3 protein-coding genes and 1 pseudogene are annotated in these 3,591 nt (G+C 39.0%); 3 read left to right on the forward strand and 1 reads right to left on the reverse strand.

The features are described 5' to 3' along the window. The first annotated feature begins 307 nt into the window (after positions 1–307). The 3 genes from IM479_RS22750 (at position 308) to IM479_RS15915 (ending at position 3,205) form a co-directional block, all read left to right on the forward strand. Positions 308–910: a J domain-containing protein gene (locus IM479_RS22750; protein ID WP_353737572.1), complete on the forward strand. Its 603-nt coding sequence runs from the start codon at positions 308–310 to the stop codon at positions 908–910. 2 nt (positions 911–912) lie between these two features. Continuing rightward, positions 913–1,914 carry a hypothetical protein gene (locus tag IM479_RS15910; protein WP_287686138.1) on the forward strand — a complete coding sequence of 334 codons (1,002 nt, stop codon included), beginning with the start codon at positions 913–915 and terminating at the stop codon, positions 1,912–1,914. Positions 1,915–2,146: 232 nt separating this feature from the next. Continuing rightward, positions 2,147–3,205 carry a D-alanine--D-alanine ligase family protein gene (locus IM479_RS15915; protein ID WP_287686137.1) on the forward strand — a complete coding sequence of 353 codons (1,059 nt, stop codon included), beginning with the start codon at positions 2,147–2,149 and terminating at the stop codon, positions 3,203–3,205. Positions 3,206–3,262: 57 nt separating this feature from the next. Here IM479_RS15915 and IM479_RS15920 read toward each other — a convergent pair. Next, positions 3,263–3,457 (reverse strand): annotated as a pseudogene (locus IM479_RS15920) (Uma2 family endonuclease); the annotation flags it as partial. Between the last annotated feature and the right edge of the window lie 134 nt (positions 3,458–3,591).

A 3,591-nucleotide genomic window follows, 5' to 3' on the forward strand; every position in this document is an offset into this window, starting at 1 on the left:
TAGGGCATACCGGAACCTTTGGGCTAGATCCAATAAACGCTTGGGGAGAGAATACCTCTACTTTTTCAGAAGCAATTCTGTCTAAGCAAGTAATCTCTGTGAACCAAGAATCCCCGTCTCTTTAGAGCGGGGAGTGTCAACCGAGTCACTTTTTTCATTATTAACCACTTGACAAAGTGGCCACAGCAGTGGTATTGATTTAGGATAGGAAGTTTTCGGGAGTCAGTCGTCGGTCGTTCATACCAAATTAGCCTACACTTCATCTTGATAAGAAAGGCTATATTTTTTGCAGCTTCTTAGGGAAATTATGACCACTAATCCTCTTAACTCGCTCATTTTAGAGCAGATTAGTCTTATCTGTGAGCAATACTCGATCGAAAGTCCTATTCTCGAAGATTTTGCCGATTTTGTCATCAAAAATCACCGTAAAAAGTCGCCCAAACCATCGTTAACTAAATCAAAAACTACAGCCACCACTACCACAGGCCCAAAAGTTAAACCTTTAACTCTAACGCAACTTAAACAGGCAGTTTATGCCTATTTTGAGGTTAGCAATACCACAGAATTAAAAAAATCGAGTATGTTTCAAATGGCTACTAGAGCCTTTGATAATATCAATTTATCTCAGCGAGAAAGTTGGGAGGTTATCTACAGGAAATATATCGGTATTCTTCCCGAAGAAGATTACGAACAGGGGAAAGATTGTATCAACGGTATCAATATTTTTAAATACTTTCGTCCCTATCGTGTTTTCGATCTTGATCCAAACACTGCCAGCAAGGAAGACATTAAAAATGCCTATTATCGTCTTTCTAAGATCTATCATCCCGATAACCAAGAAACAGGAAACTCTCACATCTTTGATCGTTTGACTGTGATGTATAAGTCTATCACCACGGAGATAAAATAATTATGCCTCGCAAAAAAGAAATTTTTACTATCAGAGAAGCTGAACTAATTCAATGGCTTTCCATTTCTCATAAGAGATTGGATGAAATCGTTAGCTTTTTTGATGCTGATCCTAATGATGATTGGGATTTAGTTGAGGGTGACGATTATCAATTTGTCAATAAGGAGAAGAAACTCCGTAACTTTTCCCCTAAAGGTGCTTTTAAAATTGCTTCCTATATCGAGAAGAATGAAAAGCGAGGAATTTTCTACAAATTTAAAGAATTTTTTACTAAGCACGATCAAAAAATTCGTCGCTCTTTGGCACGAAAATTAATTTTTGCTGAACTCACTGACTCTGGCGAAATTCAAGTTTATCAAGGAGTGGCTATGATTCATAAACAGAGTTTACGGCGAATTTTAGAAACTAATGGAGCCAAGCTAAATAAAACCGTGAATCATCTTCAGCAAAGAACTGATAAACCTCTAGAATTAGGAGTAGATTTTTACGAAGATGAAAAAAGAGAGTTTTGGTTCTCCGAAAGTGGAATAGTGATGATTTCTAAATCCATGAGTGAAACTTTGACGAATAAATCGCGCCAAGAAATGTGTAAAATGATTGCAATGGAGTTTCCTCTTGCCTTTAAAGAAATTCAGGAACATCTAGATGACGATACCAAACAAAAAATCGAGATTGAAAAGGCTAAAAAACGAGCTAAAACTAGAGATAAAAACACTTGTCAGGTGACGGGGCAAAAACCGGATAAAGATGTAAAATTTAATCTCGCTGTCCATCATCTTTACTCTGTCCAGAAATATCCCCATCTAGCGACATTGGATCTGAATTTGGTGACTATTAAAGAAGAAATTCACCAAGAATTTCACGGTAACTTAGGGGGATTTCATCAACCTTGCACAATCGAGGATTTTATCGAATTCTTGCATATTTACTATCCCGAACATCAGGGCAATTTAGCCTTAAAACTTCAGAAAACTAAGAAAAAACTGGAAAAATTAGCCAAATAATCATTCAATTTCGGGGGGTGAATAGCTCCAAAGTGATTATCCATTTTTTTAGGGAAAGAACGACCAAATTTCATCCCGATCGATAATTAATTTATCTTGAGGTTTTGCCGAAACCCCGATCTGACGAGGAACAGCCGCATCTAAATCATTTGCAACTATTGTCAACTCCGCCCATAGTATATATGATAGTTGAACTCTAATTTAGGATATAGCTGGGTCTAGAGAGGATAATATGGATAAGATCAAGGTAGGATTGTTGTTTGGTGGTCGATCGGGAGAACACGAGGTATCTATCAATTCGGCTCGATCGATCCTGCAAGCTTTTAATTACCCCGAAAATCTTGACAAATACGCCGTTATCCCCTTCTATATCGATAAAAATGGCTGTTGGCATTCGGCAGCAACTGCTAGACAAATTTTAACCTCTGGGCAACCCCTAGCTATTGAGAGTGATATAAAAGTCAATATCTGGCAATTTCCCCCAGAAGTGAGCGAAATTGAGGTTTGGTTTCCAATTCTCCACGGACCGAATGGAGAAGATGGCACTTTGCAAGGATTACTCACTCTCATGCGGGTTGCTTTTGTGGGTAGTGGGGTCCTGGGTTCATGCCTAGGAATGGATAAAATTGCCATGAAAACTGCTTTTGCAGCCGCTGGATTACCCCAAGTTAAGTATAAGGCCGTAACCCGCTCGCAAGTGTGGTCAAATCCCTGTATTTTTCCGCAATTGTGCGATCAAATCGCCGAGGAAATAGGTTATCCTTGTTTTATTAAACCGGCTAATTTAGGTTCTTCGGTGGGTATTAGTAAAGCGCGCAACCGGCAAGAATTAGAGGCTGCTTTAGATAGTGCTGCTAGTTATGATCGACGGATTATTGTTGAAGCAGGAGTAACCGCAAGAGAAATCGAATGTGCGGTTTTAGGTAATGATAATCCCCAAGCTTCCTCGGTGGGAGAAATTACTTTTGATAGTGATTTTTATGACTATGAAACTAAATATACTGACGGGCGATCGAGTATGGTTATTCCCGCTAATATTCCTGATAAAATTGCTAATCAAGTGCGAGAAATGGCTGTAGAAGCATTTAAAGCTGTGGATGCTGCGGGATTGTCGCGGGTGGATTTTTTCTATGTGGAAAAGACTGGGGAAGTGTTTCTCAATGAAATTAATACTCTGCCGGGGTTTACTAATTTTAGTATGTATCCCCAACTCTGGAAAGCCACCGGTTTAGAGTTTGATAAATTGGTCGATAAGTTAGTAAAATTAGCCTTAGAAAGACAGGAAAAATAAGGTTAAATTACCAACATTTCTAGGATAGGAATTACCTAGCCTAGAGATATTGATCAATTAGATAGTTTCAGGATCAATGCCCAATTCTCGTAATTTTTGGGCTAATCTTTCCCTTTCCAAGATAGCTTGTTCTTTTTCGAGGATAGCCTGTTCCTTCGCTTCTCGTTCCTGTAATTCTGCTTCTGCGGCAGTTAGCACTAATTCACCCGTGGGGGTAAAGTAACGCAATTTCCTCTCAAAAATGCCTAAATAGGGTTTGCTGAATAAAGCTAAAAACCTTACAGGAAAAGGCTTTTAGCTAGATTGAGAGTCGCTCAGGTGCCCCTGAATCTGCTAAAATTACTCAAAACCCTTGCATCTTCTCTCCTTAGTACCAATGTATCGCA

Source organism: Microcystis sp. M165S2 (assembly GCF_020245885.1).
GTDB lineage: Bacteria > Cyanobacteriota > Cyanobacteriia > Cyanobacteriales > Microcystaceae > Microcystis.